This window comes from Hydrogenophaga defluvii (assembly GCF_042665235.1).
GTDB classification, from domain to species: domain Bacteria; phylum Pseudomonadota; class Gammaproteobacteria; order Burkholderiales; family Burkholderiaceae_C; genus Hydrogenophaga; species Hydrogenophaga defluvii_A.
Genome location: NZ_JBHTBZ010000005.1, coordinates 123,707 through 148,539 on the forward strand (window position 1 = coordinate 123,707; position 24,833 = coordinate 148,539).

General features: G+C 64.8%; 24 protein-coding genes. 13 read left to right on the forward strand and 11 right to left on the reverse strand.

The window, feature by feature from the left end:
- Nucleotides 1-23 precede the first annotated feature (23 nt).
- The 3 genes from ACFQU0_RS02385 to ACFQU0_RS02395 are packed head-to-tail and all read left to right on the forward strand — an operon-like array spanning nt 24 to nt 2,491.
- Nucleotides 24-722 carry a protein-L-isoaspartate O-methyltransferase family protein gene (locus ACFQU0_RS02385; RefSeq protein WP_382198492.1) on the forward strand — a complete coding sequence of 233 codons (699 nt, stop codon included), beginning with the start codon at nt 24-26 and terminating at the stop codon, nt 720-722.
- Complete coding sequence (locus ACFQU0_RS02390) at nt 719-1,072, forward strand: rhodanese-like domain-containing protein (protein ID WP_382198549.1); 354 nt, start codon at nt 719-721, stop codon at nt 1,070-1,072. Before ACFQU0_RS02385 ends, ACFQU0_RS02390 begins: the two co-directional genes overlap by 4 nt.
- A 45-nt stretch (nt 1,073-1,117) precedes the next feature.
- Entirely contained in the window at nt 1,118-2,491 is a 1,374-nt protein-coding gene (locus ACFQU0_RS02395) for a TolC family outer membrane protein (protein ID WP_382198494.1), read from the forward strand.
- Between the two features lie 304 nt (nt 2,492-2,795).
- Here the strand turns inward: ACFQU0_RS02395 and aspS are convergent, their stop codons facing one another.
- From aspS to ACFQU0_RS02445, 10 genes are all read right to left on the reverse strand, one after another.
- Nucleotides 2,796-4,595, reverse strand: coding sequence for an aspartate--tRNA ligase (aspS, locus tag ACFQU0_RS02400; RefSeq protein WP_382198496.1), 1,800 nt, complete (start codon nt 4,593-4,595; stop codon nt 2,796-2,798).
- A 51-nt stretch (nt 4,596-4,646) separates the two neighbouring features.
- Nucleotides 4,647-5,279, reverse strand: a complete 633-nt coding sequence (locus tag ACFQU0_RS02405; RefSeq protein ID WP_382198550.1) for a DUF502 domain-containing protein — start codon at nt 5,277-5,279, stop codon at nt 4,647-4,649.
- A gap of 27 nt (nt 5,280-5,306) precedes the next feature.
- Nucleotides 5,307-5,639, reverse strand: coding sequence for an FmdB family zinc ribbon protein (locus tag ACFQU0_RS02410; protein ID WP_382198498.1), 333 nt, complete (start codon nt 5,637-5,639; stop codon nt 5,307-5,309).
- Between the two features lie 117 nt (nt 5,640-5,756).
- Complete coding sequence (ubiB, locus tag ACFQU0_RS02415; RefSeq protein WP_382198500.1) at nt 5,757-7,310, reverse strand: ubiquinone biosynthesis regulatory protein kinase UbiB; 1,554 nt, start codon at nt 7,308-7,310, stop codon at nt 5,757-5,759.
- On the reverse strand, nt 7,307-7,867 hold the full coding sequence (locus ACFQU0_RS02420) for a hypothetical protein (RefSeq protein WP_382198502.1): 561 nt from the start codon (nt 7,865-7,867) through the stop codon (nt 7,307-7,309). Before ACFQU0_RS02420 ends, ubiB begins: the two co-directional genes overlap by 4 nt.
- Nucleotides 7,868-7,928: 61 nt before the next feature.
- Entirely contained in the window at nt 7,929-8,894 is a 966-nt protein-coding gene (locus ACFQU0_RS02425; protein ID WP_382198504.1) for a Tim44 domain-containing protein, read from the reverse strand.
- Between the two features lie 53 nt (nt 8,895-8,947).
- Complete coding sequence (gene ubiE, locus ACFQU0_RS02430; RefSeq protein WP_382198505.1) at nt 8,948-9,679, reverse strand: bifunctional demethylmenaquinone methyltransferase/2-methoxy-6-polyprenyl-1,4-benzoquinol methylase UbiE; 732 nt, start codon at nt 9,677-9,679, stop codon at nt 8,948-8,950.
- Nucleotides 9,680-9,807: 128 nt separating this feature from the next.
- Complete coding sequence (locus tag ACFQU0_RS02435) at nt 9,808-10,224, reverse strand: gamma-butyrobetaine hydroxylase family protein (protein WP_382198507.1); 417 nt, start codon at nt 10,222-10,224, stop codon at nt 9,808-9,810.
- A 17-nt stretch (nt 10,225-10,241) separates the two neighbouring features.
- Nucleotides 10,242-10,664, reverse strand: coding sequence for an HIT family protein (locus tag ACFQU0_RS02440; protein WP_382198509.1), 423 nt, complete (start codon nt 10,662-10,664; stop codon nt 10,242-10,244).
- 2 nt (nt 10,665-10,666) lie between these two features.
- Nucleotides 10,667-14,533, reverse strand: a complete 3,867-nt coding sequence (locus tag ACFQU0_RS02445; protein WP_382198511.1) for a DUF3683 domain-containing protein — start codon at nt 14,531-14,533, stop codon at nt 10,667-10,669.
- A gap of 204 nt (nt 14,534-14,737) precedes the next feature.
- Between ACFQU0_RS02445 and ugpB the strand changes: the two genes are divergently transcribed.
- The 5 genes from ugpB to ugpQ all read left to right on the forward strand — a co-directional run bounded on the left by ugpB (nt 14,738) and on the right by ugpQ (nt 19,727).
- On the forward strand, nt 14,738-16,051 hold the full coding sequence (ugpB, locus tag ACFQU0_RS02450) for a sn-glycerol-3-phosphate ABC transporter substrate-binding protein UgpB (protein ID WP_382198513.1): 1,314 nt from the start codon (nt 14,738-14,740) through the stop codon (nt 16,049-16,051).
- Nucleotides 16,052-16,145: 94 nt separating this feature from the next.
- Nucleotides 16,146-17,027, forward strand: a complete 882-nt coding sequence (gene ugpA, locus ACFQU0_RS02455) for a sn-glycerol-3-phosphate ABC transporter permease UgpA (RefSeq protein ID WP_382198514.1) — start codon at nt 16,146-16,148, stop codon at nt 17,025-17,027.
- 88 nt (nt 17,028-17,115) lie between these two features.
- Nucleotides 17,116-17,970 carry a sn-glycerol-3-phosphate ABC transporter permease UgpE gene (ugpE, locus tag ACFQU0_RS02460; RefSeq protein ID WP_382198516.1) on the forward strand — a complete coding sequence of 285 codons (855 nt, stop codon included), beginning with the start codon at nt 17,116-17,118 and terminating at the stop codon, nt 17,968-17,970.
- A 9-nt stretch (nt 17,971-17,979) separates the two neighbouring features.
- Nucleotides 17,980-18,996, forward strand: a complete 1,017-nt coding sequence (locus ACFQU0_RS02465) for a sn-glycerol-3-phosphate import ATP-binding protein UgpC (RefSeq protein ID WP_382198518.1) — start codon at nt 17,980-17,982, stop codon at nt 18,994-18,996.
- Nucleotides 18,993-19,727 carry a glycerophosphodiester phosphodiesterase gene (gene ugpQ, locus ACFQU0_RS02470; RefSeq protein ID WP_382198520.1) on the forward strand — a complete coding sequence of 245 codons (735 nt, stop codon included), beginning with the start codon at nt 18,993-18,995 and terminating at the stop codon, nt 19,725-19,727. Before ACFQU0_RS02465 ends, ugpQ begins: the two co-directional genes overlap by 4 nt.
- On the opposite strand, the gene ACFQU0_RS02475 is transcribed toward ugpQ, so the two are convergent.
- Nucleotides 19,728-20,009: a hypothetical protein gene (locus tag ACFQU0_RS02475; RefSeq protein ID WP_382198522.1), complete on the reverse strand. Its 282-nt coding sequence runs from the start codon at nt 20,007-20,009 to the stop codon at nt 19,728-19,730.
- A gap of 46 nt (nt 20,010-20,055) precedes the next feature.
- Between ACFQU0_RS02475 and hemA the strand changes: the two genes are divergently transcribed.
- From hemA to ACFQU0_RS02500, 5 genes are all read left to right on the forward strand, one after another.
- Nucleotides 20,056-21,324: a glutamyl-tRNA reductase gene (gene hemA, locus ACFQU0_RS02480; protein WP_382198524.1), complete on the forward strand. Its 1,269-nt coding sequence runs from the start codon at nt 20,056-20,058 to the stop codon at nt 21,322-21,324.
- 61 nt (nt 21,325-21,385) lie between these two features.
- Complete coding sequence (gene prfA, locus ACFQU0_RS02485) at nt 21,386-22,492, forward strand: peptide chain release factor 1 (RefSeq protein ID WP_382198526.1); 1,107 nt, start codon at nt 21,386-21,388, stop codon at nt 22,490-22,492.
- Complete coding sequence (gene prmC / locus ACFQU0_RS02490; RefSeq protein ID WP_382198528.1) at nt 22,492-23,334, forward strand: peptide chain release factor N(5)-glutamine methyltransferase; 843 nt, start codon at nt 22,492-22,494, stop codon at nt 23,332-23,334. The genes prfA and prmC overlap by 1 nt, the downstream gene beginning before the upstream one ends.
- A 31-nt stretch (nt 23,335-23,365) precedes the next feature.
- Nucleotides 23,366-23,689: a Grx4 family monothiol glutaredoxin gene (gene grxD / locus ACFQU0_RS02495; RefSeq protein ID WP_382198529.1), complete on the forward strand. Its 324-nt coding sequence runs from the start codon at nt 23,366-23,368 to the stop codon at nt 23,687-23,689.
- Between the two features lie 137 nt (nt 23,690-23,826).
- Entirely contained in the window at nt 23,827-24,831 is a 1,005-nt protein-coding gene (locus ACFQU0_RS02500) for an AAA family ATPase (protein ID WP_382198531.1), read from the forward strand.
- Nucleotides 24,832-24,833 lie beyond the last annotated feature (2 nt).

Sequence of the window (24,833 nt, forward strand, 5' to 3'; positions counted from 1 at the left end):
CAAGCCCCACGGAGCCTTTTGCCATGACCGCCTTGCCCACTGCGTTCGACACCGAACAAGCCCGTTTCAACATGATCGAACAACAGGTCCGCCCCTGGGAGGTGCTGGACCCGCAGGTGCTCGCGCTGCTGGGTGAGGTCAAGCGCGAAGACTTTGCGCCAGCGGTGCACAAGGCACTGGCTTTTGTGGACATGGACCTCCCCTTGACCCAGCCCGCCGTGGAAGGCCAGTGCATGCTGTCGCCCCGCGTCGAGGCACGCATGGTGCAAGACCTGCAGCTGCAAGCCACCGACAAGGTGCTCGAAATCGGCACCGGCTCGGGTTTTTCGGCCGCCCTCATGGCACGCCTGGCGCAAGAAGTGCTGAGCCTGGAAATCGACCCCGCGCTCGCCAGCAGGGCGCGCACCCACCTGATGCAGGCTGGCCTGAACAACGTGGACGTGCGTCAGGCCGACGCCGCTGCCAACGACTTCGCGGCCTGCCGGGCCGCCGCGCCGTTCAACGCCATTTTGCTGAGCGGCTCGGTGACCGAGGTGCCTGCCAGCCTGCTGCAACTGCTGGCCGTGGGCGGGCGTCTGATCGCCATCACCGGCGACGAACCCATGATGCGCGCCACCCTGGTCACCCGCACCAGCGACACAGCCTTCCACACCACCCAGCCCTGGGACACGGTGGCACCACGTCTTCTGAACTTCCCCCAAGCTTCGCGCTTCAATTTCTGATGAACGCCCTGCGCCCCAACCAAATGGCCGCCTGGATCGCCCAGGTCAAGGCCGAGCTGCCCGCCGATGTGCTGCCCGTGGTGCTGGACGTGCGTGAGGCCTGGGAAGTCCAGACCGCCAGCGTCAAACCCGATGGCTTCGAGCTGGTCCACATGCCCATGCAGACCATACCGGCCCGCTTGCAAGACCTGCCCCGCGACCGCCCCATCGCCTGTCTGTGCCACCACGGCGGCCGCAGCGCACAGGTGACGCACTTCCTCAACAACCAGGGCTTCGATCAGGCGGTCAACATCGCCGGCGGCATCAACGCCTGGTCGGCCGAAGTCGATCCTTCTGTGCCGCGCTACTGAGCCACTGAGCCTCTCATTCAACCGATCCCAACCAGGACTTCTCGCATGAACCGACGCCCGCACGCTTTGGCCGCCCCTGTCGCAGCGCCCCGCCGCCCCCTGTGGCGGGCCCTGGCACAAACGGGCCTCTCCCTCAGCCTGGCGGGCGCCGCCCTGCCCGGCTGGACCCAGAGCCTGGGCACCTTGTACAGCGCCGCGCGCGACTTTGACGCCACCTACCTGTCGGCCCGGTCGCAGTACCAGGCCAACCTGGCCAAGGCCGAGCAGGCACGTGCCGGCCTGCGCCCGCAAGCTGCGTTGAGCGCGGGTGCCAACGTCGCCAACATCGACAGCAGCCTCACCGGCAACCGCGACACCAACAGCCAGAACGCCGCACTGTCGGCCAGCCTGCCGCTGTACCGCCCGGTCAACCAGATTGCGTTTGATCAAGCGCAAAAATCGCTGGAGGTGGCCGAAGGCCAGTTGCTGGCGGCCGAACACGATCTCATCGTGCGCAGCTCACAAGCCTATTTCGACGTCTTGGCCGCACAGGACACGCTCACTTTCGTGAAGGCGCAGAAAACCGCCGTGGCCGAACAACTGGCCGCCGCCAAGCGCAATTTCGAGGTGGGCACGTCGACCATCACCGACTCGCGCGAAGCCCAGGCCCGTTTTGATCTGGTGCTGGCGCAAGAAATCGCGGCCGAGAACGATTTGCGCGTGAAGCGGCTGGCGCTGGACCAATTGGTGGGCCGCGCCGGCACCGCCCCGCTGCCATTGGCCGCACCGGTGAACCTGCCGGCGATTGCACCCAACGACGTCGCGCCGTGGGTGGCGCAATCGGAGAATGCCCACCCTGGCATCCGCCAGGCGCGTGCGGCGCTGGACATCGCTGCGCTGGAAACTCGCCGTGCCCAAGCCGGCAAAAAGCCCACGGTGGACCTGACCGGCCAGTACCAGCTCAGCCGCTCGCCCAGCACCTCGTCGTTGGCCGCAGGCAATGTGCGCACCAACACCGCGAGTGTGGGTGTGCAGTTCAACCTGCCGCTCTACACCGGCGGCGCGCTGGAGAACCGCATCGTTGAGGCCGCCGCCCTGGAAGACAAAGCCCGCACCGACCTGGAAGCCGCCCGCCGCAACGTGGCGCAGGCCACACGCACGGCGTTTTTTGGCGTCGTCTCCGGTCTCGGTCAGGTCAAGGCGCTGGAGGCCGCCGAGGCGTCCAGTCAAAGTGCACTGGACGCCAACAAACTGGGCTACCAAGTGGGTGTGCGCATCAACATCGACGTGCTCAACGCACAGAGCCAGTTGTTCCAAACCAAACGCGATCTGGCCGTGGCGCGCTACAACGTGCTGCTGGGCACGCTGCGTTTGAAGCAGGCCGGTGGTGTGTTGAAGGCCGAGGACTTGGCCGCCATTGATGCTCTGTTGGCCAAATAAGCCTTGCGCCGCCAGGGCTTATCCTGATGGGTGGGTGGATCGGGGCGGCACATTGCCCTGTTCCGCTCATGTCCCCCGGGCGCTGCGCGCCCTCCGCCTTTACTTCGCTGCACAGGGCAGCATGCCACCCCGATCTGCAACTGTGTAGGTACGCCTCCGCTGGTACGCCAACACGGCTGATGCCCGAGGGCACGGGGTGCCTGGCGCAGCGGCATAAAGGCGGAGGAGGCGAAGCCGACGGGGGACAGCCGCGGAGCCAGGTGCCCCGTGTCCTTGAGCGAGGACACGGGCGTAGGTAAACGACTCAGGCCTTGGCTGCGTCCAGATTGCGCAAGCGGATGTGCAGTTCGCGCAGCTGCTTTTCGTCCACTGGCGACGGGGCTTGCGTGAGCAGGCACTGGGCGCGCTGGGTCTTGGGGAAGGCGATCACGTCGCGGATGGATTCGGCACCGGTCATCAGGGTGATGATGCGGTCCAGACCAAAGGCCAGGCCGCCGTGCGGGGGGGCGCCGTACTGCAGCGCGTCGAGCAGGAAGCCGAACTTGAGCTGCGCGTCCTCAGGGCTGATCTTGAGCGCGTCGAACACCTTCTGCTGCACGTCGGCGCGGTGGATACGGACCGAGCCACCGCCGATTTCCCAGCCGTTGAGCACCATGTCGTAGCCCTTGGCGATGCACTTTTCGGGCGCGGTCACCATCCAGTCCTCGTGGCCGTCTTTCGGCGCGGTGAAGGGGTGGTGCACGGCCGTCCAGCGGTCTTCTTCCTCGTCGTGTTCGAACATGGGGAAGTCCACCACCCACATCGGCGCCCAGCGCTGCTCGAAGAAGCCCTTCTTCTTGCCCAGCTCGCTGTGACCGATCTTGATGCGCAGCGCGCCGATGGCGTCGTTGACGATCTTGGCCTTGTCGGCACCGAAGAACAGGATGTCGCCGTCCTGCGCGCCGCTGCGCGTGAGGATGTGCTGGAGAGCGGCGTCGTGGATGTTCTTGACGATGGGCGACTGCAGGCCATCGCGGCCCTTGGCCAGCTCGTTGACCTTGATCCAGGCCAGGCCCTTGGCGCCGTAGATCTTGACGAACTCGGTGTAGGCGTCGATCTCGCTGCGGCTCATCTCGGCGCCGCCAGGCACACGCAGGGCCACCACACGGCCGTTCTTCATTTGAGCAGGTGCGCTGAAGACCTTGAAGTCCACGTCGGCCATGACGTCGGTCAATTCGGTGAATTCGAGCTTGACGCGCAGGTCGGGCTTGTCGGAGCCGTAGCGGTGCATGGCTTCGCTGTAAGCCATCACGGGGAACTCGCCCAGATCGATGTCCAGCACGTTCTGGAACACGGTCTTGATCATGCCCTGGAACATGTCGCGGATCTCCTGCTCGGTGAGGAAGGAGGTCTCGATGTCGATCTGGGTGAACTCGGGCTGGCGGTCAGCGCGCAGGTCTTCGTCGCGGAAGCACTTGGTGATCTGGTAGTAGCGGTCAAAGCCGGCGACCATCAGCAGCTGCTTGAACAGCTGGGGCGACTGCGGCAGCGCGAAGAACTGCCCGTCGTGCACGCGGCTGGGCACCAGGTAGTCGCGCGCGCCTTCGGGCGTGCTCTTGGTGAGCATGGGGGTTTCGATGTCGACGAAGCCGTTGGCGTCGAGGAACTTGCGCACCTCCATGGCCACCTTGTAGCGCAGCATCAGGTTGCGCTGCATGTAGGGGCGGCGCAGGTCCAGCACGCGGTGCGTGAGGCGGGTGGTCTCCGACAGGTTGTCGTCGTCCAGCAGGAAGGGCGGCGTGACCGAGGGGTTGAGCACGTTCAGCTCGTGGCACAGGATCTCGATCTTGCCGCTTTTGAGGCTGTCGTTGGCCGTGCCTTCGGGACGCGCGCGCACCAGGCCGGTGATCTGCACGCAGAACTCGTTGCGCACGCCTTCAGCGGTTTTGAACATGTCGGCGCGGTCGGGGTCGCACACCACTTGCACAGAACCTTCGCGGTCGCGCAGGTCGACAAAAATCACACCACCGTGGTCGCGGCGGCGGTTGACCCAGCCGCACAAGGTCACGGTCTGGCCCATCAGGGCTTCGGTCACCAGACCGCAGTAGTGGGTACGCATCGCCATGGCTGTTCTCTTTTCTCTCGGGTTTCGCTGAAAGGGATCATGGGCAGCGGCTCAGGCCACCACCGTCTTGAGTTTGGGATTCTTGGGACCACCAGGGACAATCACGCCCATGGAGATCACGTAGGTCAGGGCCTCGTCCACCGACATGGCCAGTTCGACACAACGGCTGCGCGGCACCATCACAAAGTAGCCACCGGTGGGGTTGGGGGTGGTTGGCACGTACACGCTGAGGCAATCGTCCGGCAGATGACGCGCCAACTCACCTGCGGGTGCGCCCGTCAGAAAGGCGATGGTCCACATCCCATCGTGCGGCCATTGCACCAGCAAGGCCTGCCGGAAAGCGTTGCCTTTTTCTGAAAACAGGGTGTCGGACACTTGCTTGACACCCGAGTAGATGGAACGCACCACGGGAATGCGGTGCAACAAGGCGTGCCACCAATGGACCAGTTTGTTGCCGATGATGTTGGACGCCATGGCGCCGATGCTCAACACCACCACCAGCGCGAACACGACGCCCAAGCCGGGAATGTGCATGCCCAGCCACCGGTCGGGTTGCCAGGCCATGGGCAGGATGCGCAAGGTCTGGTCCAGCGTGCTCACCACCCAGTCCAGCACCCACAAGGTGATGATGAGCGGCACGAGGACCAGCAGGCCGGAAAACAGCCATTTGCGCAGGGCGGCAATCATGAGTTGGCTTTCGGTGCGGCCGCTTCAGTGGCAGGCGCAGGAGCCGCCACAGCCGCCAGCCGTCGAGCTGGTGCCTGTCTCGGCCGTGGCCGGCGCGGGCGCCGCAGCAGCATCGGCGGCGGCCGGCGCTGCAGCGGCCGCTGCGCCGGCGGCGGGTGCGCTGGCGCCACCCGAGCCACCACGGAAATCGGTGACGTACCAGCCCGAGCCCTTGAGCTGGAATCCGGCGGCGGTGAGTTGTTTGGAGAAAGCCTCGGCACCGCAAGCCGGGCAAGCCGTCAGCGGGGCGTCCGAGATTTTTTGCAACACGTCCTTGGCGTGACCGCAAGACGCGCACTTGTAAGCGTAGATGGGCATGGCGTGGACCTGAAGAAAAGGGATGACGACCCGGCAGGCGAGCGGCCTGCACCGGGTCAACGAACAAAACCCGTCATTATAAATTGGGGCTCGGCGCCCCGCCTCAAGCCAGGGTGCTCACCAAATCTGCACGCGCACCAGCAGCTGCATGGCCAGCAAGCCCAGCAAAAAGCCCAGCCCCACATAAACGATCATCTGCAACAGGCGGTTGGTGCGCCGCTGCTCGTCCATCAAGGCCTTCAGGTCGCGCCGCAGGTCGTCGGGGCGCTGCTGCAAATAATCGTGCAGCAGGCGCGGCAAGGCGGGCAGCAGTTTGGCGTACTGAGGCGCTTCCTCCTTGAGCTGGCGCAACAGGCGCTGCGGCCCCACCTGATCGAGCATCCACTTCTCAAGAAAGGGCTTGGCCGTGCTCCACAGGTCCAGCTCCGGGTCCAGTTCGCGGCCCAGGCCTTCGATGTTGAGCAAGGTTTTTTGCAGCAGCACCAGCTGGGGTTGGATTTCGACGTTGAAGCGACGCGAGGTCTGGAACAGGCGCATGAGCACCATGCCCAGCGAAATTTCCTTCAGCGGACGGTCAAAATACGGTTCGCAGACCGCGCGTATGGCCGACTCCAGCTCGTCCACCCGCGTGTCGCTCGGCACCCAGCCGCTTTCGATGTGCAGCTCCGCCACGCGTTTGTAGTCGCGTCGGAAAAAAGCGGAGAAGTTCTGGGCCAGGTACTCCTTGTCGTACTCGGTCAGGGTGCCCACGATGCCGAAATCCAGCGAGATGTAACGGCTGAAGCTGGTGGGCTCCACGCTCACCTGGATGTTGCCGGGGTGCATGTCGGCATGGAAAAAGCCGTCGCGGAACACCTGGGTGAAAAAGATGGTGACGCCATCGCGTGCCAAGCGCGGAATGTCCACGCCACGGGCGCGCAGTTCCTCGATGCGGCTGATAGGCACACCCTTCATGCGCTCCATCACCATCACCTCGGGGCGGCAATAGTCCCAGTACATCTCGGGGATCAGCACCAGCCCCACGTCCTGCATGTTGCGGCGCAACTGCGCGGCGTTGGCGGCTTCGCGCACCAGGTCCAGCTCGTCGTGCAGGTATTTGTCGAACTCGGCCACCACCTCGCGTGGCTTGAGTCGTTTGCCATCGGCCGAGAGGCGTTCCACCCAGCCAGCCATGACACGCATCAGGCCCAGGTCCTTGTCGATCACCGGCAGCATGTTGGGGCGCAGCACCTTGACAGCCACCTCACGACCGTCGTTCAGCGTGGCGAAGTGCACCTGCGCAATCGAAGCACTGGCGATCGGCACCTGCTCGAAGCTGGCGAACACCTGTTCCAGCTTGCGGCCAAAGGCACGCTCGATGGTGGCCACGGCGACGTCGCTGGGAAACGGTGGCACGCGGTCTTGCAGGGCGGCCAGTTCATCGGCAATGTCGGGCGGCAACAAATCGCGGCGTGTGGACAGGACCTGGCCAAACTTGACAAAGATGGGGCCCAAGCGCTCCAGCGCCTCGCGCAGGCGTTGGCCACGGGGCACGCTCAGGTCGCGACCGATGGACACCCAGCGCGTGAGCAGGCGCAGCAGCGGGTGCTGGAAGCTCGACAACACCAGCTCGTCCAGCCCGTGCCGGAGCACCACCCAAACAATGAAAGCGCCGCGGAAAAACCGCCTCATGGTTGGGCCTTGGGCACGTCGGCCGCCGCCCCGGGCACCACCCGCGACACAAAACCCCGCACCGCTGTTGCCAGCGCCTGCGCCTGGCTCACCAGGGTGTGGGCAGCGGCATCGCCCAGGAAACGCGAGAGGTCTTCCTCCATGTCCCAGCGCAGGTTGTCGGCCAGCCAGGCCACATCGGCCGCCAGCGCCACGTCACCCTGTATGGACACATCGGGCTTCTGCCCGGACATCACCGCCTGCGCCACCGCCAGCGGCGAGGTCTGCACCAAGGTGATGCTCAGATCGGGTTCGGCCGCCACGTGCGTGCGCTCCAGCAGACCGGCCGGGCTGGCCGCCAGGCGCAGGTCGAACACCCCCCAGCGCACCAGCATGACCTTGCCTGTTTGCCGCTTGAGACGCTCCTGCGCCTGCGGCTCCTGCATCAGCACATGGTTGGCGAACAGCACCACACGGTTCTGCAGTTCGGCCACCAGCCAGTCGGGCAACTGCACCGACGCGGCCAACGACTGCAGGAAATCAAAAGGAGGAAAAGAAATCGGGGACGCCTGTTTCATGGTCCCCGATTCTGACGGATAAAACCGGGTCGCCGCAGGCGCGGCGCGGGGGTGGGCTAACTCACTGCAGGGCCTGCACGCCGGCCACCAGCCAACCGCCCTTGCCCGCCTTGGGACGGGTGATGTTCCAGACCTCGCGGAACGGGTTGGGACCGGTCGACACATCCTCGCGAATCAGCCCGGAAAACTCGACGCTGGCCATGTAGCCCTGCTCCAGTTCTTCGATGCCCAGCAGGTGCGCCTCCAGCATCACGACCTCGGTCTGGTTGGGGGCACCGCCGGTGTGTTGCTCGCGCTCGGCCAGCTGGGACTTGATCTGCGCGAGCATCTCGTCGGTCATCATGGCACGCAAGCTGGGGATGTCAGAGCGGTCCCACGCCGCTTGCAGGTTGACGAAGTTGGCTTTGGATGCGCTCAGGAAACCATCGACATCAAAATCTGCCGGGATAGACCAGTTTTGAGCACTGTTGAGCGCGGTGCCAATCAGCGCGCCACCAGCCAGTGCGGGCGAGCCGGTGTCAAAGCCCATGGTGCTGCGCTCCCAGGGCCGGGCCGAGGCGTCGTTGCCCACGTTCTGCGGGCTGTAGCCACGTGGCGTGGTGGCGTCGGCGCTCTGGAAGGCCAGGTTCGCGCCGCCCACTTGGGCAGCCCGCGATTGGGCGCGCGAGCGCAGCACCCAGCCCACCACCATCACGGCCACCACACCCAGCAAGGCCACTAGCAGAAACTGCGCAAACGCCTCACCAAACCCCAACGTGGACGCCAGCCAGGCCAGCCCCAAACCCGCAGCGAGGCCGCCCAGCATGGTGCCCCAAAGGCGCTGGGGTGCGGCGGCGGGCGCGGCCGCCGTGGGTTTGGTGGCGGCAGCACCCTGCGCAGGCGCCTGCGGCGCGGCTGCCGGTGTGTTGCGCTGGGTCACGTTGGCGGATTGTTTGCCCACGGAGGCGCCGCCGCCCAGGCGCTTGGCCCACACGTCCTGCGACGTGATCGCCATGGCACACACAAACAGGACAGACAGCAGCTTCATGACAACTCCTTCAACCCACAAGGTTCACAGACTTCACACACCCGACACGGGATTCAACACTTGATGCCCACATGCAACGCCACCACCCCGGCCGTGAGGTTGTGGTAGTCCACATGCCCAAAACCAGCCTCGCGCATCAGTTGCTTGAGGGTTTCCTGGTCGGGGTGCATGCGTATGGATTCGGCGAGGTAGCGGTAGCTGCCTTCGTCGCCAGCCACCAGGCGCCCCATCTTGGGCACCACGTTGAAGGTGTACCACTCGTAGGCTTTTTCCAGCGGCTTGGCGACCTTGGAAAACTCCAGCACCAGCAGCTTGCCGCCAGGGCGCAGCACGCGCTGCATTTCCTTGAGCGCCACGTCCTTGTGCGTCATGTTGCGCAAGCCAAAGGCCACGGTGACGATGTCGAAATGGCCATCGGGAAAGGGCAGTTTTTCCGCGTCACACACCAGGGTGGGCAGGATCACACCCGCGTCGAGCAGGCGGGTGCGCCCCTCGCTCAGCATGGCTTCGTTGATGTCGGTGTGCACCACCTGGCCCATGGGGCCCACCTTGGGCGCGAAGGCCAGGCCCAGATCGCCCGTGCCCCCGGCGATGTCGAGCACGCGGTCGCCCGGTTGCGGGTTGGCCACGGTGACGGTGTAGTGTTTCCAGGCCCGGTGCAGGCCGGCCGACATCAGGTCGTTCATCACGTCGTAACGTGACGCAACCGCGTCGAAAACGCCGCGCACGTGCTTGGCCTTGTCGCGCTCGTCGACGGTCTTGAAGCCGAAATGGGTGGTGGACATAGGTGTTGATGTTAGAGCACCACACCGGTGCAAACATCAAAACCAGCGTGGCGCGGCGGGGCAAAACCCCCAAAAAAGCCCAACAAACATGCGGCTGTGCACCCCAAAACGGACCGCAGCCCGCATGTTCAGTGGTGTGAGCCGCAGGCGTGACCGGCTTTTTCGTGCATGGGTGCGTCGCGGCCCACGCCGGCTGCAGCGAGCCGTGCGTTGTAATCGGCCCACAACTCGGCTTCTTTCGAGCCCAGGAAATACAGGTAATCCCAGGAAAAAATGCCGCTGTCGTGGCCATCGCTGAAGGTGGGCTGCACGGCGTAGTTGCCCACCGGCTCCAGCGCCATGACCGCCACCTCACGTTTGCCGGTCTGCAACACCTCCTGGCCCGGGCCGTGGCCCTGCACCTCGGCCGAAGGCGAATACACACGCATCAACTCAAAGGGGATGCGGAAGGTCTTGCCGTCCGAAAAACCCACCTCCAACACCCGCGACTTGTTGTGCAGCGTGATGGATTCGGGGCTGGGGGTGTCTTGGGTCAGGCCGGCCATGGGGGTTGTCTCCGAGTTCAATGAAAGGTGGCCGCCAGCGCCTGGTCGAGCGCCGGCAGCTTACTGCTCAGCACGGCCAGTGCCGCAGGCAACGGTTCGCGTTGTGCTGGCGCCCAGATGGGCGCAGGGAAATGGCTGTCGCCTTCAAAACGCGCAATCAGGTGCCAATGCAGGTGCGGCACCACATTGCCCAGCGCGGCGAGGTTGATTTTGGTGGGCGCGAGGTGGGCGCGCATCAGGCGCTCCACCTGGGTGACCACATCCATGCATTCGTGGCGCTCGGCATCGCTCAGGTCAGACAGCTCGGCGACGTGGGCGTTCCAGACCACGCGGTAGAAGGCGGGATAGGCCGGCGTGTCGGTGGCGCGGATCAGGCGCCATTTCGGCGCCCGGTGGATCAGCAGGCCACCGTCGGTGTCACACAACACGCAGCGGGCCATGGTCAGACCAGCACCCGCTCAATGCCGCCGGCATTGGCGCGCGCCACGTACTCGGGCATCCAGTCTTCGCCCAGGATCTTGCGCGCCATCTCGACCACGATGTAGTCGGCTTCCAGCAAACCGTTCTGCAAGTCGTCGCCGTAGCGGCTCAGGCCTTGAAGGCAGCTGGGGCAGCTGGTGAGGATTTTGAGGTCGGCCTTGGCATCGAGGCCCGCCTGCTCGCGCAGCGCGGTTTCGTTCTTGCGCAGCTCCTCTTCCTTGCGGAAACGCACCTGGGTCGAAATGTCAGGTCGCGTCACGCCCAGCGTGCCCGACTCGCCGCAGCAGCGCGCGCTCTGCAGCACATCGGGGCCCAGCAGCGCCTTCACCGTCTTGAGCGGCTCCTGCTGCTTCATGGGCGTGTGGCAGGGGTCGTGGTACAGGTAGGCACCCTTGTTGTCGAGGACGATGCCTTTTTCCAGCAGGTACTCGTGGATGTCGATGATGCGGCAGCCGGGGAAAATCTTGTCGAATTCATAGCCCTGCAACTGGTCGTAGCAGGTGCCACAGCTCACCACCACCGTCTTGATGTCGAGGTAGTTGAGCGTGTTGGCCACGCGGTGGAACAACACCCGGTTGTCGGTGATGATCTTCTCGGCCTTGTCGAACTGGCCCGAACCGCGCTGCGGGTAGCCACAGCACAGGTAGCCCGGCGGCAACACGGTCTGAACACCCGCGTGCCATAACATGGCCTGGGTAGCCAAGCCGACCTGGCTGAACAGCCGCTCGGAGCCACAGCCGGGGAAATAGAACACCGCCTCCGTGTCGGCCGTGGTGGCCTGCGGGTTGCGGATGATGGGCACGTAGTCCTTGTCCTCAATGTCCAGCAGCGCGCGTGCGGTTTTCTTGGGCAGGTTGCCCGGCATCTTTTTGTTGATGAAGTGGATGATCTGCTCCTTGATCGGAGCAGGCCCCACCGTGGCCGGCGGCGCGTTGGTTTGCTTTCGCGCGGCCAGTTTGAGCACGTCGTTCGCAATGCGCTGCGCCTTCATGCCCAGGCCCACCATGCCAGCGCGCGCCAGCTTGATGGTCTCGGGGTTGGTGGCGTTGAGCATGAACATGGCGGCGGCGTTGCCTGGGCGGAAGCTCTTCTTGCCCATCTTGCGCAGCAGATTGCGCATGTTCATGGTCACGTCGCCGAAGTCGATCTTGACCGGGCATGGCGTGAGGCACTTGTGGCAGACCGTGCAGTGGTCGGCCACGTCCTCGAACTCTTCCCAGTGTTTGATGCTGATGCCCCGGCGTGTCTGCTCCTCGTACAAAAAGGCCTCGACCAGCAGCGAGGTGGCCAGGATTTTGTTGCGCGGGCTGTACAACAAATTGGCGCGAGGCACGTGGGTGGCGCACACCGGCTTGCACTTGCCGCAGCGCAGGCAATCTTTCACGCTGTCGGCAATGGCGCCGATGTCGCTCTGCTGCATGATCAGCGACTCATGCCCCATGAGGCCGAAGCTGGGCGTGTAGGCCTGGCTCAGGTCGGCCATGCGCACGTCGTCTTTTTCAGCGTTGCGCAGCAGCTTGCCTTTGTTGAAGCGGCCTTCGGGGTCCACGCGCTGCTTGTAGTCGGCAAAAGGCGCCAGCTCGGCTTCGGTCAAAAACTCCAGCTTGGTGATGCCAATGCCGTGTTCGCCCGAGATCACGCCGTCCAGGCTGCGCGCCAGCACCATGATGCGGGCCACCGCTTCGTGTGCGGTCTGCAGCATCTCGTAGTCGTCGCTGTTGACGGGGATGTTGGTGTGCACGTTGCCGTCGCCGGCGTGCATGTGCAGGGCCACCCAGACGCGGCCCTTGAGCACGCGTTTGTGGATGGCATTGCACTCGGTCAGGATGGCGCCGAACGCCGCACCGCTGAAGATGCCTTGCAGCGGCAGACGGAGCTGGGTTTTCCAGCTCGCGCGCAGCCGGTGGTCTTGCAGTTCCGAGAACAGGCCATCCACATCGCGCAGCCAGCCGGCCCACAGGGCGCGCACCTCGCGCACCAGCGCCAGCGCCTGCGCCACGCGGTCTTCCAGCAGCTCGGCGCTGGGGATTTCGCTGGCGTCGTCGGTTTTGCCCAGCGGCAGGTTGCCCCGGCTGAAGAAGGTCTCCAGCTCGTCGCACAGGCGCAACTTGTTGCGCAGGCTCAGCTCGATGTTGATGCGCTCGATGCCGTCGGTGTACTCGGCCATGCGCGGCAGCGGGATCACCACGTCTTCGTTGATCTTGAAGGCGTTGGTGTGGCGGCTGATGGCGGCCGTGCGCTTGCGGTCGAGCCAGAACTTCTTGCGCGCTTCGGCACTGATGGCCACAAAACCTTCGCCGCTGCGCGAGTTGGCGATGCGCACCACCTCGCTGGTGATGCGGGCCACGGCGTCGGCATCGTCGCCCACGATGTCTCCGACCAACACCATCTTGGGAAAGCCGCCGCGCTTGCTTTTGGTGGTGTAGCCCACCGCCTTCAGGTAGCGGTCGTCCAGGTGCTCCAAACCCGCGAGCAGCACGCCCGAGCGCTTTTGCTCGGCGAACATGAAGTCCTTGATCTCGACGATGCTGGGCACGGCGTCGCGGGCGTTGCCAAAGAACTCCAGGCACACCGTGCGGGTGTGTTCGGGCATGCGATGCACCACCCAGCGGCAGCTGGTGATGAGGCCGTCGCAGCCTTCCTTCTGAATGCCCGGCAGGCCGCTCAGGAACTTGTCGGTCACGTCCTTGCCCAGGCCTTCCTTGCGGAAAGTTTTGCCCGGGATCACCAGGCGCTCGCTGCGCACCGGCGTTTTGCCGTCGGCCTCGAAATACTTCAGTTCAAAGCTGGCCGCCTCGGCATCGTGGATCTTGCCCAGGTTGTGGTCCAGGCGCGTGACTTCCAGCCACTGCGCCTGCGGTGTCACCATGCGCCAGCTCACCAGGTTGTCCAGCGCCGTGCCCCACAACACGGCCTTCTTGCCGCCCGCGTTCATGGCCACGTTGCCGCCCACGCAGGACGCTTCGGCCGAGGTCGGATCGACGGCGAACACATAGCCCGCGCGTTCGGCCGCATCGGCCACGCGCTGGGTCACCACGCCGGCTTCGGTCCACACCGTGGCCACCGGCTGGCCGTGGCCGGGGATGGCCACAAACTCCACCTCGGTCATGGCCTCCAGCTTCTCGGTGTTGATGACCACGCTCTTCCACGTCAGTGGGATGGCGCCGCCGGTGTAGCCGGTGCCGCCCCCTCGCGGGATGATGGTCAAGCCCAACTCGATGCAGCCCTTGACCAGGCGCGCCATCTCGGCCTCGGTGTCGGGGCACAAGACCACAAAGGGGTATTCCACGCGCCAGTCGGTGGCGTCCGTCACGTGGCTGACGCGCGAGAGGCCGTCGAACTTGACGTTGTCCTTGGCCGTGAGGCGGCGCAACTCGCGCACCACACGCTGGCGCAAGGCCGCCATCTCATCGAAATGGCGCGCAAAGCCTTCGATTGCCGCGCTGGCGGCCTGGGCCAACTCGCCCACCAGGGCATCGCGGGCAGGGTCGTCCTGGGGCGTGCGGCGCTTTTGCACCTCGGACAGGCGGTGATGCAAGGCATCCACAAGGAGGCGGCGGCGCTTGGGGTTGTCCAGCAGGTCGTCCTGCAGGTAGGGGTTGCGCTGAACCACCCAGATGTCGCCCAGCACTTCGTACAACATGCGGGCCGAGCGTCCGGTGCGGCGTTCCTGGCGCAATTGGTTGAGCACGTCCCAGGCCCGGGAGCCCAGCAGCCGCACAACGATCTCGCGATCGGAGAACGAGGTGTAGTTGTACGGGATCTCGCGCAGGCGCGGCGCATCCGTGGTCACGTCGACCAGGGCCTCGGGCAAATAGGGAGCATTCATGGGGACAGTGGCTGGGGCGGCTGGCGCGACCACCCGGCGTGGCAGGGCCGCAAATGTTACCGCAGCGCAGCATGGGCCTGCTGGCCTCATGGAAACCCCGGCTTGTCACACAAGTGAAATACCGGTGCAATACTTTTCACAAAAATGCCACAAGTGAGCGTTAAGCTGCGCGCCTGTGTTTCTGTAACGTATTCAGGAGAACCCATGACATCTCGCATTTCCCGCCTCACCCTCGCCGTGGCCCTGGGCCTGAGCGCCGCCGGCGCCCACGCCCAGACCGAAATCCAGTGGTGGCATTCCATGGGTGGCGCCTTGGGTGAATGGGTGAACGACCTGGCCAAGGAATTCAACGCCAGCCAGAAGGACTACAAGATCGTGCCGACCTTCAAGGGCAGCTACGACGAGTCCATGACCGCCGCCATCGCCGCCTTCCGCGCCGGCAACGCCCCCCACGTGCTGCAGGTGTTTGAAGTGGGCACGGCCACCATGATGGCCAGCAAGGGCGCCATCGTGCCCGTGGCCGAGGTCATGAAAAAAGCGGGCGTGACATTTGACGCCAATGCGTATGTGCCCGCTGTGGCAGGCTACTACACCGCCCCCAACGGTCAGATGCTGAGCTTCCCGTTCAACAGTTCGACGCCGGTGTTCCACTACAACAAAGATGCCTTCAAGGCCGCAGGCATGGACCCAGAGAAGCCGCCCACCACCTGGCCTGAAGTGGCCCTGGCTGCGGCCAAGCTCAAGGCCAGCGGACACAAGTGCCCCTTCACCACCAGCTGGATCAGCTGGACGCAATTGGAGAGCTTCTCTGCCTGGCACAACGTGGAGTTCGCCACCAAGAACAACGGTTTTGCCGGCCTGGACACCCGCCTGGCCTTCAACACGCCCCTGCACGTTCGCCACATCGAAAACCTGGCCAACATGGCCAAGCAAGGCCTGTTCGTCTACAAGGGGCGCGGCAACGCAGCTGACGCCACCTTTGTGTCGGGCGAATGCGCCATGGCCACCGGCTCATCGGCGCTGTATGGCAACGTGACCCGCAACGGCAAGTTCGGCTACGGCATCGGCACCCTGCCCTACTACCCGGACGTGCCGGGCGCACCGCAGAACACCGTGATCGGTGGCGCCAGCCTGTGGGTCATGGCGGGCAAGAAAGCCGAAGAGTACAAGGGTGTGGCGCAGTTCTTTGCCCACCTGTCCAAGCCTGAGATTGCCGCCGCCAGCCACCAGCGCACCGGTTACCTGCCCGTGACCAAGGCCTCGTTCGAAATGACCGATAAGGCCGGCTTCTACAAAAAGAACCCTGGCACCGACGTGTCGGTGACACAGATGATTCGCAAAACCACCGACAAGTCGCGGGGCGTGCGCCTGGGCAACTTTGTGCAGATCCGCACCATCGTTGATGAGGAGCTGGAAGGCGTGTGGTCGGGCAAAAAGCCGGCCAAGGAAGCGCTGGACACGGCCATCAAGCGCGGCAATGAACAGCTGGAGCGTTTCCAGAAAGCCAACAAGGGCTGAGAACCCATCCACGGCTGTGCCGCGCTGACGGCACCTTCAGGCCCTCCCGCGCGGCGCGCGGGAGGGTGTGTTTTTTTCCAAGCAAAATCGCCCCATGGAAAAACGCGTTCGCTTCAAATCGTGGTGGCTGCCCTGGCTGCTGGTGGCACCACAAATGGCCGTGGTGCTGGTGTTCTTTTTCTGGCCCGCCGCCCAGGCGCTTTACCAGAGTGTGCTCACGCAGGACGCCTTTGGCACTTCAACCGAGTTTGTGGGCATGGAGAACTTCCAGCGCCTGTTCAACGACGAGAGCTACCTGGCCTCGTTCAAGACCACGGCCGTGTTCTCCATCTTGGTGGCCGGATCTGGCCTGGTGATCGCCCTGTTGCTTGCCGTCATGGCCAACCGCGTGGTGCGTGGTGCTGGCTTTTACAAAACCCTGCTGATCTGGCCCTATGCGGTGGCGCCTGTGGTGGCGGGGGTGTTGTGGCTGCTGATGTTCGCGTCACCCTATGGCGTGATCGCCTATTTCCTGCGCTGGCTGGGCCTGCCCTGGGACCACCTGCTCAACGCCAACCACGCCATGGCCTTGATCGTGATGGCGGCCGTGTGGAAACAGATTTCCTACAACTTTCTGTTTTTCCTCGCTGGCCTGCAGTCCATTCCTCAGTCGCTGATCGAAGCCGCCACCATCGACGGTGCTTCGCCCTGGCACCGCTTCTGGACCATCGTATTCCCGCTGCTCTCGCCCACCACGTTCTTTCTGCTGGTGATCAACATCGTCTACGCCTTTTTCGACACCTTCGCCATCGTTGACGCCGCCACCCACGGGGGCCCAGGCAAAGACACGGCCATCCTCGTCTACAAGGTGTACTACGACGGCTTCAAGGCGCTTGACATGGGCGGCTCGGCCGCGCAGTCGGTCATCCTCATGCTGATCGTGGTGGCCCTGACGGTGATCCAGTTCCGCTTTGTTGAAAAGAAAGTGCAGTACTGAAGATGCCCCCCCACGCTCATCACTTCGTGTATTCGCTGCCCCCCGAGGGGGCTGCCCTCCCTTGGGGCGGCCCGGCGGGAGACCATCCATGATCGAACGACGCCCCGGCCTGACCTTTCTGGCCCACCTCATCCTCATCCTGGGCGTGCTGGTGGTGGCCTTCCCGGTTTTCATCACCTTCATTGGCTCCACCCAGACGGCCGAGCAGGTGTCCACCAGCAACCCCTTGTCGCTGTGGCCTGGCAACAACTTCATCGAGAGCTACCGCCTGGCCCTGTTCGGTGGCAAAACCACCGGGGGCTCCACCATTGCGCCGGTCGCGCCCATGTTGTGGGTGAGCTTCGTCAGCGCCATGGTCATTTCCATTGGCAAGATCGCCATCTCGCTGCTGTCGGCGTTTGCCATCGTCTACTTCCGCTTCCCCGCACGCGGGCTGGTGTTCTGGATGATCTTCGTGACGCTGATGCTGCCGGTGGAGGTGCGCATAGGCCCCACCTACCAGGTGGTGTCCGACTTGGGCATGCTCAACAGCTACGCCGGCCTCACCGTGCCACTGATCGCATCCGCCACCGCCACCTTCTTGTTCCGGCAGTTCTTCCTCACCGTGCCAGACGAATTGGTGGAAGCCGCACGCATCGACGGCGCCGGCCCCATGCGCTTTTTCTTCGACGTGCTGCTGCCGTTGTCTCGCACCAGCATTGCCGCGCTGTTCGTGATCCAGTTCATCTACGGCTGGAACCAGTACCTGTGGCCGCTGCTGGTGACCACCAACGAGGACATGTACCCCATCGTCCTGGGCATCAAGCGCGCCATCTTCGGCGAGGTCTACGTGGAATGGAACGTGGTCATGGCCACCGCCATCCTGGCCATGCTGCCACCCGCGCTGGTGGTCATGCTGATGCAGAAATGGTTCGTCAAGGGCCTGGTCGACACCGAAAAATAAGATTCACACATGGCTTCCATCACACTCAAAAACGTCGTCAAGCAATACCACCAGGGCAAGCAGTCGCTGCAGGTCATCCACGGCGTCAACGCCGAGATCGCCGATGGTGAATTCATCGTCATCGTTGGCCCTTCGGGCTGTGGCAAATCGACGCTGCTGCGCATGGTTGCGGGCCTGGAAGAGATTTCGGGCGGCGACATCATGATTGGCCCACGCGTGGTCAATCAGCTGGAGCCGGCCGAACGCGACATCGCCATGGTGTTCCAGAACTACGCCCTCTACCCGCACATGAGCGTGTTCGACAACATGGCCTATGGTCTGAAAATCGCCAAGGTGCCGGTGGCTGAAATCAAGGCCCGGGTGGACAAGGCCGCCGGCATCCTGGAGCTGGGCCACCTGCTGGAGCGCAAGCCGCGCCAGCTCTCGGGTGGTCAGCGCCAGCGCGTGGCCATGGGCCGCGCCATCGTGCGCCAACCACAGGTGTTTTTGTTCGATGAACCGCTGTCCAACCTCGACGCGAAGCTGCGCGCCCAAACCCGTCTGGAAATCCAGAAGCTGCACCGCGAGCTGGGCATCACCAGCCTGTTTGTGACCCACGACCAGGTGGAGGCCATGACCCTGGCCCAGCGCATGATCGTGATGAACGCCGGCAACATGGAACAGTTCGGCACGCCCGAGGAGGTGTATGCGCGCCCGGCCACCACCTTTGTGGCCAGCTTCATGGGCGCACCGCCCATGAACCTGCTGCAGAAAGCCCCCGGTGTGCAGCCCGGCGAGATCCTGGGCGTGCGCCCCGAGCACCTGAGCATGGGCACGGATGGCGACGGCTGGAGCGCTCAGGTCGAAACCACCGAGATGCTGGGCGCGGAACGTCTGATTTACCTGCGCATCGCCGATGAAGGTCTGATCGTGCGCACCCACGCCGACGAGGCACCGCCTGCCATTGGCAGCACGGTCAAGGTGTGGTCGCGCCCCGAGCAGGTGCACCGCTTCAACGCAGAAACAGGGCGGCGCATCGACGCATGACGAACTGGCCTTACCCGCGCTGGATCGCCCACCGGGGTGCCGGCAAACTCTCGCCCGAGAACACACTCGCCGCTGTCCGCTTGGGCGCCGAGCACGGCTACCGCATGATTGAGTGCGACGTGAAGCTCAGCGCAGACGGCGTGCCCTTTTTGTTGCACGACGCCACACTGGAGCGCACCACCAACGGCCAAGGCACGGCGGGTGACCTGAGCTGGGCCGCCTTGTCGCGCCTGGACGCGGGTGCGTGGCATTCGCGCCGCTTTGTGGGCGAAAGCTTGCCCAGCTTCGAAGCCATTTCACGCTGGTGCCGCGCCAACGGCATGCTGCTGAACATTGAGATCAAGCCGACGCCTGGCACCGAAGCCCAGACCGGCCACGTGGTGGCCACCGAGGCCGCCCGGCTGTGGCAAGGCGCCCACGTGCCGCCGCTGCTGACATCGTTCCGGCCAGAGGCCTTGTACGCCGCACAGGCCGCAGCCCCAGCGCTGCCGCGCGGCTTGTTGCTCGACAGCTTGTGGGACGGCTGGTTGGACCATGCCCAGGCGCTGGGGGTTGTGGCGCTGGTCTGCAACCACGCCTTGTGGGACGACGCCCTGGTGGGCGTGGCACGCACCCACGGCTGGCGCATGCTCAGCTATACCGTCAACGACGAATGGGCGGCGCAGCGCCTGTGGGCCTTGGGCACCGACGGCATCATCACCGACCGCGTGGACCTGTTTGCGCCGGACTGATCAAGCCCGGTGCCGCCAGAACGCCAAGGTACCCATGATGAGCACCAGGGCACCGTAAGTGGCCATCTTGCCGTCACGGCCAAAAAACACCAGGCCCAGCGCCAACACCAGCACGCCTCCCAACGCGGCCCACACAAACAGGGCGCGTGCGTGGTGCAGGGCCCGCGGCGAGAAACGCGCCCCGGGCCGCAGCGCCCAGGACAACAGGGCCATCAAGGCAGCCACCGCCAGCGCGGGCGCAACAAAATTGGCGAAATGCAGCAAGGCGGTGGTGATACCCATGGGGGTGGCTCTCGGTCAAACGATTTGAAATTTTATAATTCACTACATGACCGTCTGGACTCTCGGCATCAACCACCACACCGCGCCCTTGGATTTGCGCGGGCGGTTCGCGTTTCCGCTGGACCAGATCCCTCACACCCTGGCACGTTTCCGCCAGTCGATGGCACGGGCGCCCGAAGCCACCTTGCTGTCCACCTGCAACCGCACCGAAATCTATTGCTCCACCGACGGTCAGTCGCTGGACCCGGCCATTGCCTGGTTGGCCCAGGCCGGTGGCGTGAGCCCCCACGAGTTGCGCAGCCACGCCTACATCCTGCAAGGCGACGACGCCGCCCGCCATGCCTTTCGCGTGGCCAGCGGGCTGGACAGCATGGTGCTGGGCGAGGCACAGATCCTGGGCCAGCTGAAAGACGCCGTGCGGGCGGCCGATGACGCCGGCGCCCTGGGCACCACACTGCACCAGCTGTTCCAACGTTCCTTTGCGGTGGCCAAGCAGGTGCGCAGCTCCACCGAGATCGGCGCCCACTCCATCAGCATGACGGCCGCTGCCGTGCGCCTGGCCGGCCAGCTCTTTGAAGACCTGAAAGACATCAAGGTGCTCTTCGTGGGCGCCGGCGAGATGATCGAGTTGGCCGCCACCCACTTTGCGGCCAAGACACCCAAAGGCATGGCGATTGCCAACCGCACGCTGGAGCGCGGCGAAGCCCTGGCCGGCCGCTTTGGTGCCGAGGTGCTGCGCCTGGCCGATTTGCCCGAGCGCCTGCACGAGTACGACGCTGTGGTCAGCTGCACCGCCAGCACCCTGCCCATCATTGGCCTGGGCGCGGTGGAGCGCGCGCTCAAACGCCGCAAACACCGGCCCATCTTCATGGTCGATCTGGCGGTGCCGCGTGACATCGAACAGGAAGTCAAGGCGCTGGAAGACGTCTACCTCTACACAGTGGACGATTTGGCCGCCGTGGTGCAGACCGGGCGCGACAACCGCCAGGCCGCCGTCGCCCAGGCCGAGGCCATCATCGACGCCGGGGTGCAGAGTTTCATGCACTGGATGCAGCAACGCGACCCCAAAGCCGGCGTTGTGCAGCTCATCCAGCAAATCCACCAGCAAACCGACGTCTGGCGCGAGGTGGAACTTGCCCGCGCGCGCAAGCGCCTCGCCAAAGGCGAGGACGTGGAAGCCGTGCTGGAAGCCCTGGCCAAAGGCCTGACCCAGAAGATGCTGCACGGCACCCTGGCCGAGCTGCACACGGGTGATGCCGAGGCGCGCGAAGCCACGGCCCAGACCGTTTCGCGCCTCTTCCTGCGCGAGCGCTAGGTGGTGGCGCGCAGCGCGCGCATGGCACCACCTTTTTTCTCCTATCCACGCTCCATCCGTCATGAAGCCCTTTCTCCGCGACACCCTTGAACGCCAGCGCCTGCGCCTGCACGAGCTGGACGCGCTCCTGAGTGCGCCCGATGCCACAGGCGACATGGCACGCTTTCGCCAGCTCACCCGCGAACACGCCGAAACCGATGCCCTGGTGCAGGTCTACCTGCGCCACCAGCAGCGCACGCGCGACCTCGCCGCCGCCCAGGCCATGGCTCAAGACGCTGACGTCGACATGGCGGCCATGGCGGCCGTGGAAATCGACAGCGCGCAAGCCGAGCTGGCCGCCCTGGACACCGAACTGCAGCTGATGCTGCTGCCCAAGGACCCGGACGACGAGCGCCACGCGTTCCTGGAAATCCGCGCTGGCACCGGCGGCGACGAGTCGGCGCTGTTTGCCGGCGATCTGGCGCGCATGTACACCCGCTACGCCGACAGTCAACATTGGCAAGTGGAGGTGGTGAGCGAGTCGCCCAGCGAGCTCGGCGGCTACAAGGAACTGGTGCTGCGCATCGTCGGCCACCACGCCTACGGCAAACTGCGCTTCGAGTCGGGCGGCCACCGCGTGCAACGTGTGCCCGCCACCGAAACCCAGGGCCGCATCCACACCAGCGCCTGCACCGTGGCGGTGATGCCCGAACCCGACGAGGCTGAGGCCATCAAGCTCAACCCGGCCGACCTGCGCATCGACACCTTCCGCGCCAGCGGGGCCGGTGGCCAGCACATCAACAAGACCGACTCCGCCGTGCGTGTGGTGCACCTGCCCACCGGCATCGTGGCCGAATGCCAAGACGGCCGCAGCCAACACAGCAACAAGGCCAAGGCGCTGCAAGTGCTGCAGGCGCGCATCCAGGAAAAGGAACGCAGCGAACGCGCGGCCAAAGAGGCCGCTTTGCGCAAAGGCCTGGTGGGCAGCGGCGACCGCAGCGACCGCATCCGCACCTACAACTTCCCGCAGGGCCGCCTCACCGACCACCGCATCAACCTCACGCTCTACAAGCTGGGCCAGGTGATGGAAGGTGACCTGGGCGACATCGTCCACGCGCTGCAGGTGGCGCGTGGCGCCGAGCTGCTGGCCGACCTGGAAGCCCAGGCCCCCAGCGGCGCCCTGCGTTGATGCCCATGCAGACGCTCAAACAGGCGCTGCTCGACGCCCAGGCCCAAGGGCTGGCCCGCATCGATGCCCAGCTGCTGCTGCTCCACACGCTGGGCCGCGACCCCAATGACCGTGCCTGGCTGCTGGCGCACGACACCGACGCCCTCCCCGCCGAGCCATCCACCACATTCAATGCCCTGTGCCAGCGCCGCTTGGCGGGCGAGCCTGTGGCCTACCTCACCGGCCACAAAGCGTTTTATGGCTTGCAACTCCGGGTGGACGCGCGTGTGCTCGACCCCCGCCCCGACACCGAGACGCTGGTGGACTGGGCCCTGGACGCTCTGCATGGCAAAACTCAGCCCCAGGTGTTGGACCTGGGCACCGGCAGTGGCGCCGTGGCCCTGGCCATTCAGCACCAACGCCCCAGCGCTGAGGTCCACGCCGTGGACGCCAGCCTGGCCGCACTGGCGGTGGCCCAAACCAACGCCCAGGCTTTGGGTCTGCCGGTGCGTTTCCTGGCGGGTTCGTGGTTTCAGGCCCTGCCCAACGGCCAGCGCTTCGACGCCATCGTCTCCAACCCGCCCTACGTGGCCGAAGGCGACCCTCACCTGCGCGCCCTCACCCACGAGCCGCTGTCGGCCCTCACCAGCGGCGCCGATGGGCTGGACGACATACGCACCATCGTGGCGCAAGCAGGCGAGTACTTGGTGCCCGGTGGCTGGCTGCTGCTGGAGCACGGACACGACCAAGGCGCCGCCGTGCGCGCCCTGCTGAGGGCGGCGGGCTTTGAGGCGGTCAGCACCCGCACCGATCTGGCGGGCTTGGACCGCTGCAGCGGCGGCCAATGGGCCGGGCGGGGATAATCCACCCATTCACCTTTTTCGGAGCGAATCCATGAGCGACGCACACACCCGCATCGACCAGTTGGTCAAATCCAACGACATCGTCCTGTTCATGAAGGGAAGCGCCAGCTTCCCCATGTGCGGCTTCTCGGGCCGCGCGGTGCAAATCCTCAAAGCCTGCGGCGTCGACCCCAAGGACCTGAAAACCGTCAACGTGCTGGACGACCCGGAAATCCGCCAGGGCATCAAGGACTACAGCCAGTGGCCCACCATCCCCCAGCTCTATGTCAAGGGCGAGTTCATCGGCGGCTCCGACATCATGATGGAGATGTACGAGTCGGGTGAACTGCAACAGGTCATCACCGGACAGAGCTGAGGCCCAGCCTTTTTGATCCTTTGATCAAAAGGCAACACCTGCCGCAGTTCCGGCGTTTCACGCATTGATGGGCGGGCATGGCTTGTGCTTGAATGAAAACCGTGGTCCCTGCGGTTGATTTGTTCAAGGAGGAAGCCATGAGCTCGAACAGTCTGGTCACCACCAACGACCTGAACCTGCCCATTGCGCACATGCGCAGCGTGTTCCATGCCGACGAGGTCCAGCGCAAACTCGTCAAGCTGCAAACCAGCGGCGCCGAACGCGAACATGAAAGCCTTCGCGCCACCTACGAACGCATGCTGGAGCGGGGCCCGCAGCGTTTTGCGGTCAAGCCCTCGGGTGTGCCGCGCATGGAGCCGCTCTATGACCTGCTGCCCAACTTCACCGAGGTGCTGGACGACGTGAAACGCCACGTCGCCCTGAGCCAGGACAGTCGCGACGCATTGGAAGTGACCCCCATGCTGCTGCTGGGGCCGCCCGGCGTGGGCAAAACCCACTTTGCCCGCCAACTGGCCGATCTGCTGGGCACCGGCATGAGCCTGGTGCCCATGAGCTCCATGACGGCCGGCTGGCTGCTCTCGGGCTCGTCCTCACAATGGAAAGGCGCCAAACCGGGCAAGGTGTTCGAGGCCCTGGTGGACGGCCAGTACGCCAACCCGGTGATCGTGGTGGACGAAATCGACAAGGCCAGCGCCGACGCCCAGTACGACCCGTTGGGGGCGCTCTACAGCCTGCTGGAACACGACACCGCCCAGCGTTTTGTGGACGAATTCGCCGAGGTGGCGGTGGATGCCAGCCAGGTGATCTGGATCACCACCGCCAACGACGAGCGCGGTATCCCGGAGCCGATACGCAACCGCATGAACGTGTACGAGATCCAGGCGCCCACGCTGGAGGCGGCGCGCCGGATTGCTCGCCACCTTTACGCGACGATACGTGAAGAACACGACTGGGGCCGGCTTTTTGCCGACGAGCCGAACGACGATGTGCTGGATCAGTTGGCCACCTTGGCACCGCGTGAGATGCGGCGTGCCCTCATGACGGGGTTTGGCAATGCGCGCCTGGAACAGCGCGATGCCATCGCGGCCGACGATTTGCCGCGGGCGGGCGGGAACAAATCCCGCATGGGTTTCCTGCAATAAAC

Coding starts and splice junctions, on each gene's coding strand:
- aspS (WP_382198496.1), bottom strand. CDS start 4,595: ATGGCGATGCGTACCCACTACTGCGGTCTGGTGACCGAAGCCCTGATG.
- prfA (WP_382198526.1), top strand. CDS start 21,386: ATGAAGCCCTTTCTCCGCGACACCCTTGAACGCCAGCGCCTGCGCCTG.
- ACFQU0_RS02475 (WP_382198522.1), bottom strand. CDS start 20,009: ATGGGTATCACCACCGCCTTGCTGCATTTCGCCAATTTTGTTGCGCCC.
- ACFQU0_RS02435 (WP_382198507.1), bottom strand. CDS start 10,224: ATGGCCGGCCTGACCCAAGACACCCCCAGCCCCGAATCCATCACGCTG.
- ACFQU0_RS02425 (WP_382198504.1), bottom strand. CDS start 8,894: ATGAAGCTGCTGTCTGTCCTGTTTGTGTGTGCCATGGCGATCACGTCG.
- ugpB (WP_382198513.1), top strand. CDS start 14,738: ATGACATCTCGCATTTCCCGCCTCACCCTCGCCGTGGCCCTGGGCCTG.
- ACFQU0_RS02410 (WP_382198498.1), bottom strand. CDS start 5,639: ATGCCCATCTACGCTTACAAGTGCGCGTCTTGCGGTCACGCCAAGGAC.
- ACFQU0_RS02465 (WP_382198518.1), top strand. CDS start 17,980: ATGGCTTCCATCACACTCAAAAACGTCGTCAAGCAATACCACCAGGGC.
- ACFQU0_RS02420 (WP_382198502.1), bottom strand. CDS start 7,867: ATGAAACAGGCGTCCCCGATTTCTTTTCCTCCTTTTGATTTCCTGCAG.
- grxD (WP_382198529.1), top strand. CDS start 23,366: ATGAGCGACGCACACACCCGCATCGACCAGTTGGTCAAATCCAACGAC.
- prmC (WP_382198528.1), top strand. CDS start 22,492: ATGCCCATGCAGACGCTCAAACAGGCGCTGCTCGACGCCCAGGCCCAA.
- ACFQU0_RS02395 (WP_382198494.1), top strand. CDS start 1,118: ATGAACCGACGCCCGCACGCTTTGGCCGCCCCTGTCGCAGCGCCCCGC.
- ugpQ (WP_382198520.1), top strand. CDS start 18,993: ATGACGAACTGGCCTTACCCGCGCTGGATCGCCCACCGGGGTGCCGGC.
- ugpE (WP_382198516.1), top strand. CDS start 17,116: ATGATCGAACGACGCCCCGGCCTGACCTTTCTGGCCCACCTCATCCTC.
- ACFQU0_RS02500 (WP_382198531.1), top strand. CDS start 23,827: ATGAGCTCGAACAGTCTGGTCACCACCAACGACCTGAACCTGCCCATT.
- ubiE (WP_382198505.1), bottom strand. CDS start 9,679: ATGTCCACCACCCATTTCGGCTTCAAGACCGTCGACGAGCGCGACAAG.
- ACFQU0_RS02445 (WP_382198511.1), bottom strand. CDS start 14,533: ATGAATGCTCCCTATTTGCCCGAGGCCCTGGTCGACGTGACCACGGAT.
- ubiB (WP_382198500.1), bottom strand. CDS start 7,310: ATGAGGCGGTTTTTCCGCGGCGCTTTCATTGTTTGGGTGGTGCTCCGG.
- ACFQU0_RS02385 (WP_382198492.1), top strand. CDS start 24: ATGACCGCCTTGCCCACTGCGTTCGACACCGAACAAGCCCGTTTCAAC.
- ACFQU0_RS02440 (WP_382198509.1), bottom strand. CDS start 10,664: ATGGCCCGCTGCGTGTTGTGTGACACCGACGGTGGCCTGCTGATCCAC.
- ugpA (WP_382198514.1), top strand. CDS start 16,146: ATGGAAAAACGCGTTCGCTTCAAATCGTGGTGGCTGCCCTGGCTGCTG.
- hemA (WP_382198524.1), top strand. CDS start 20,056: ATGACCGTCTGGACTCTCGGCATCAACCACCACACCGCGCCCTTGGAT.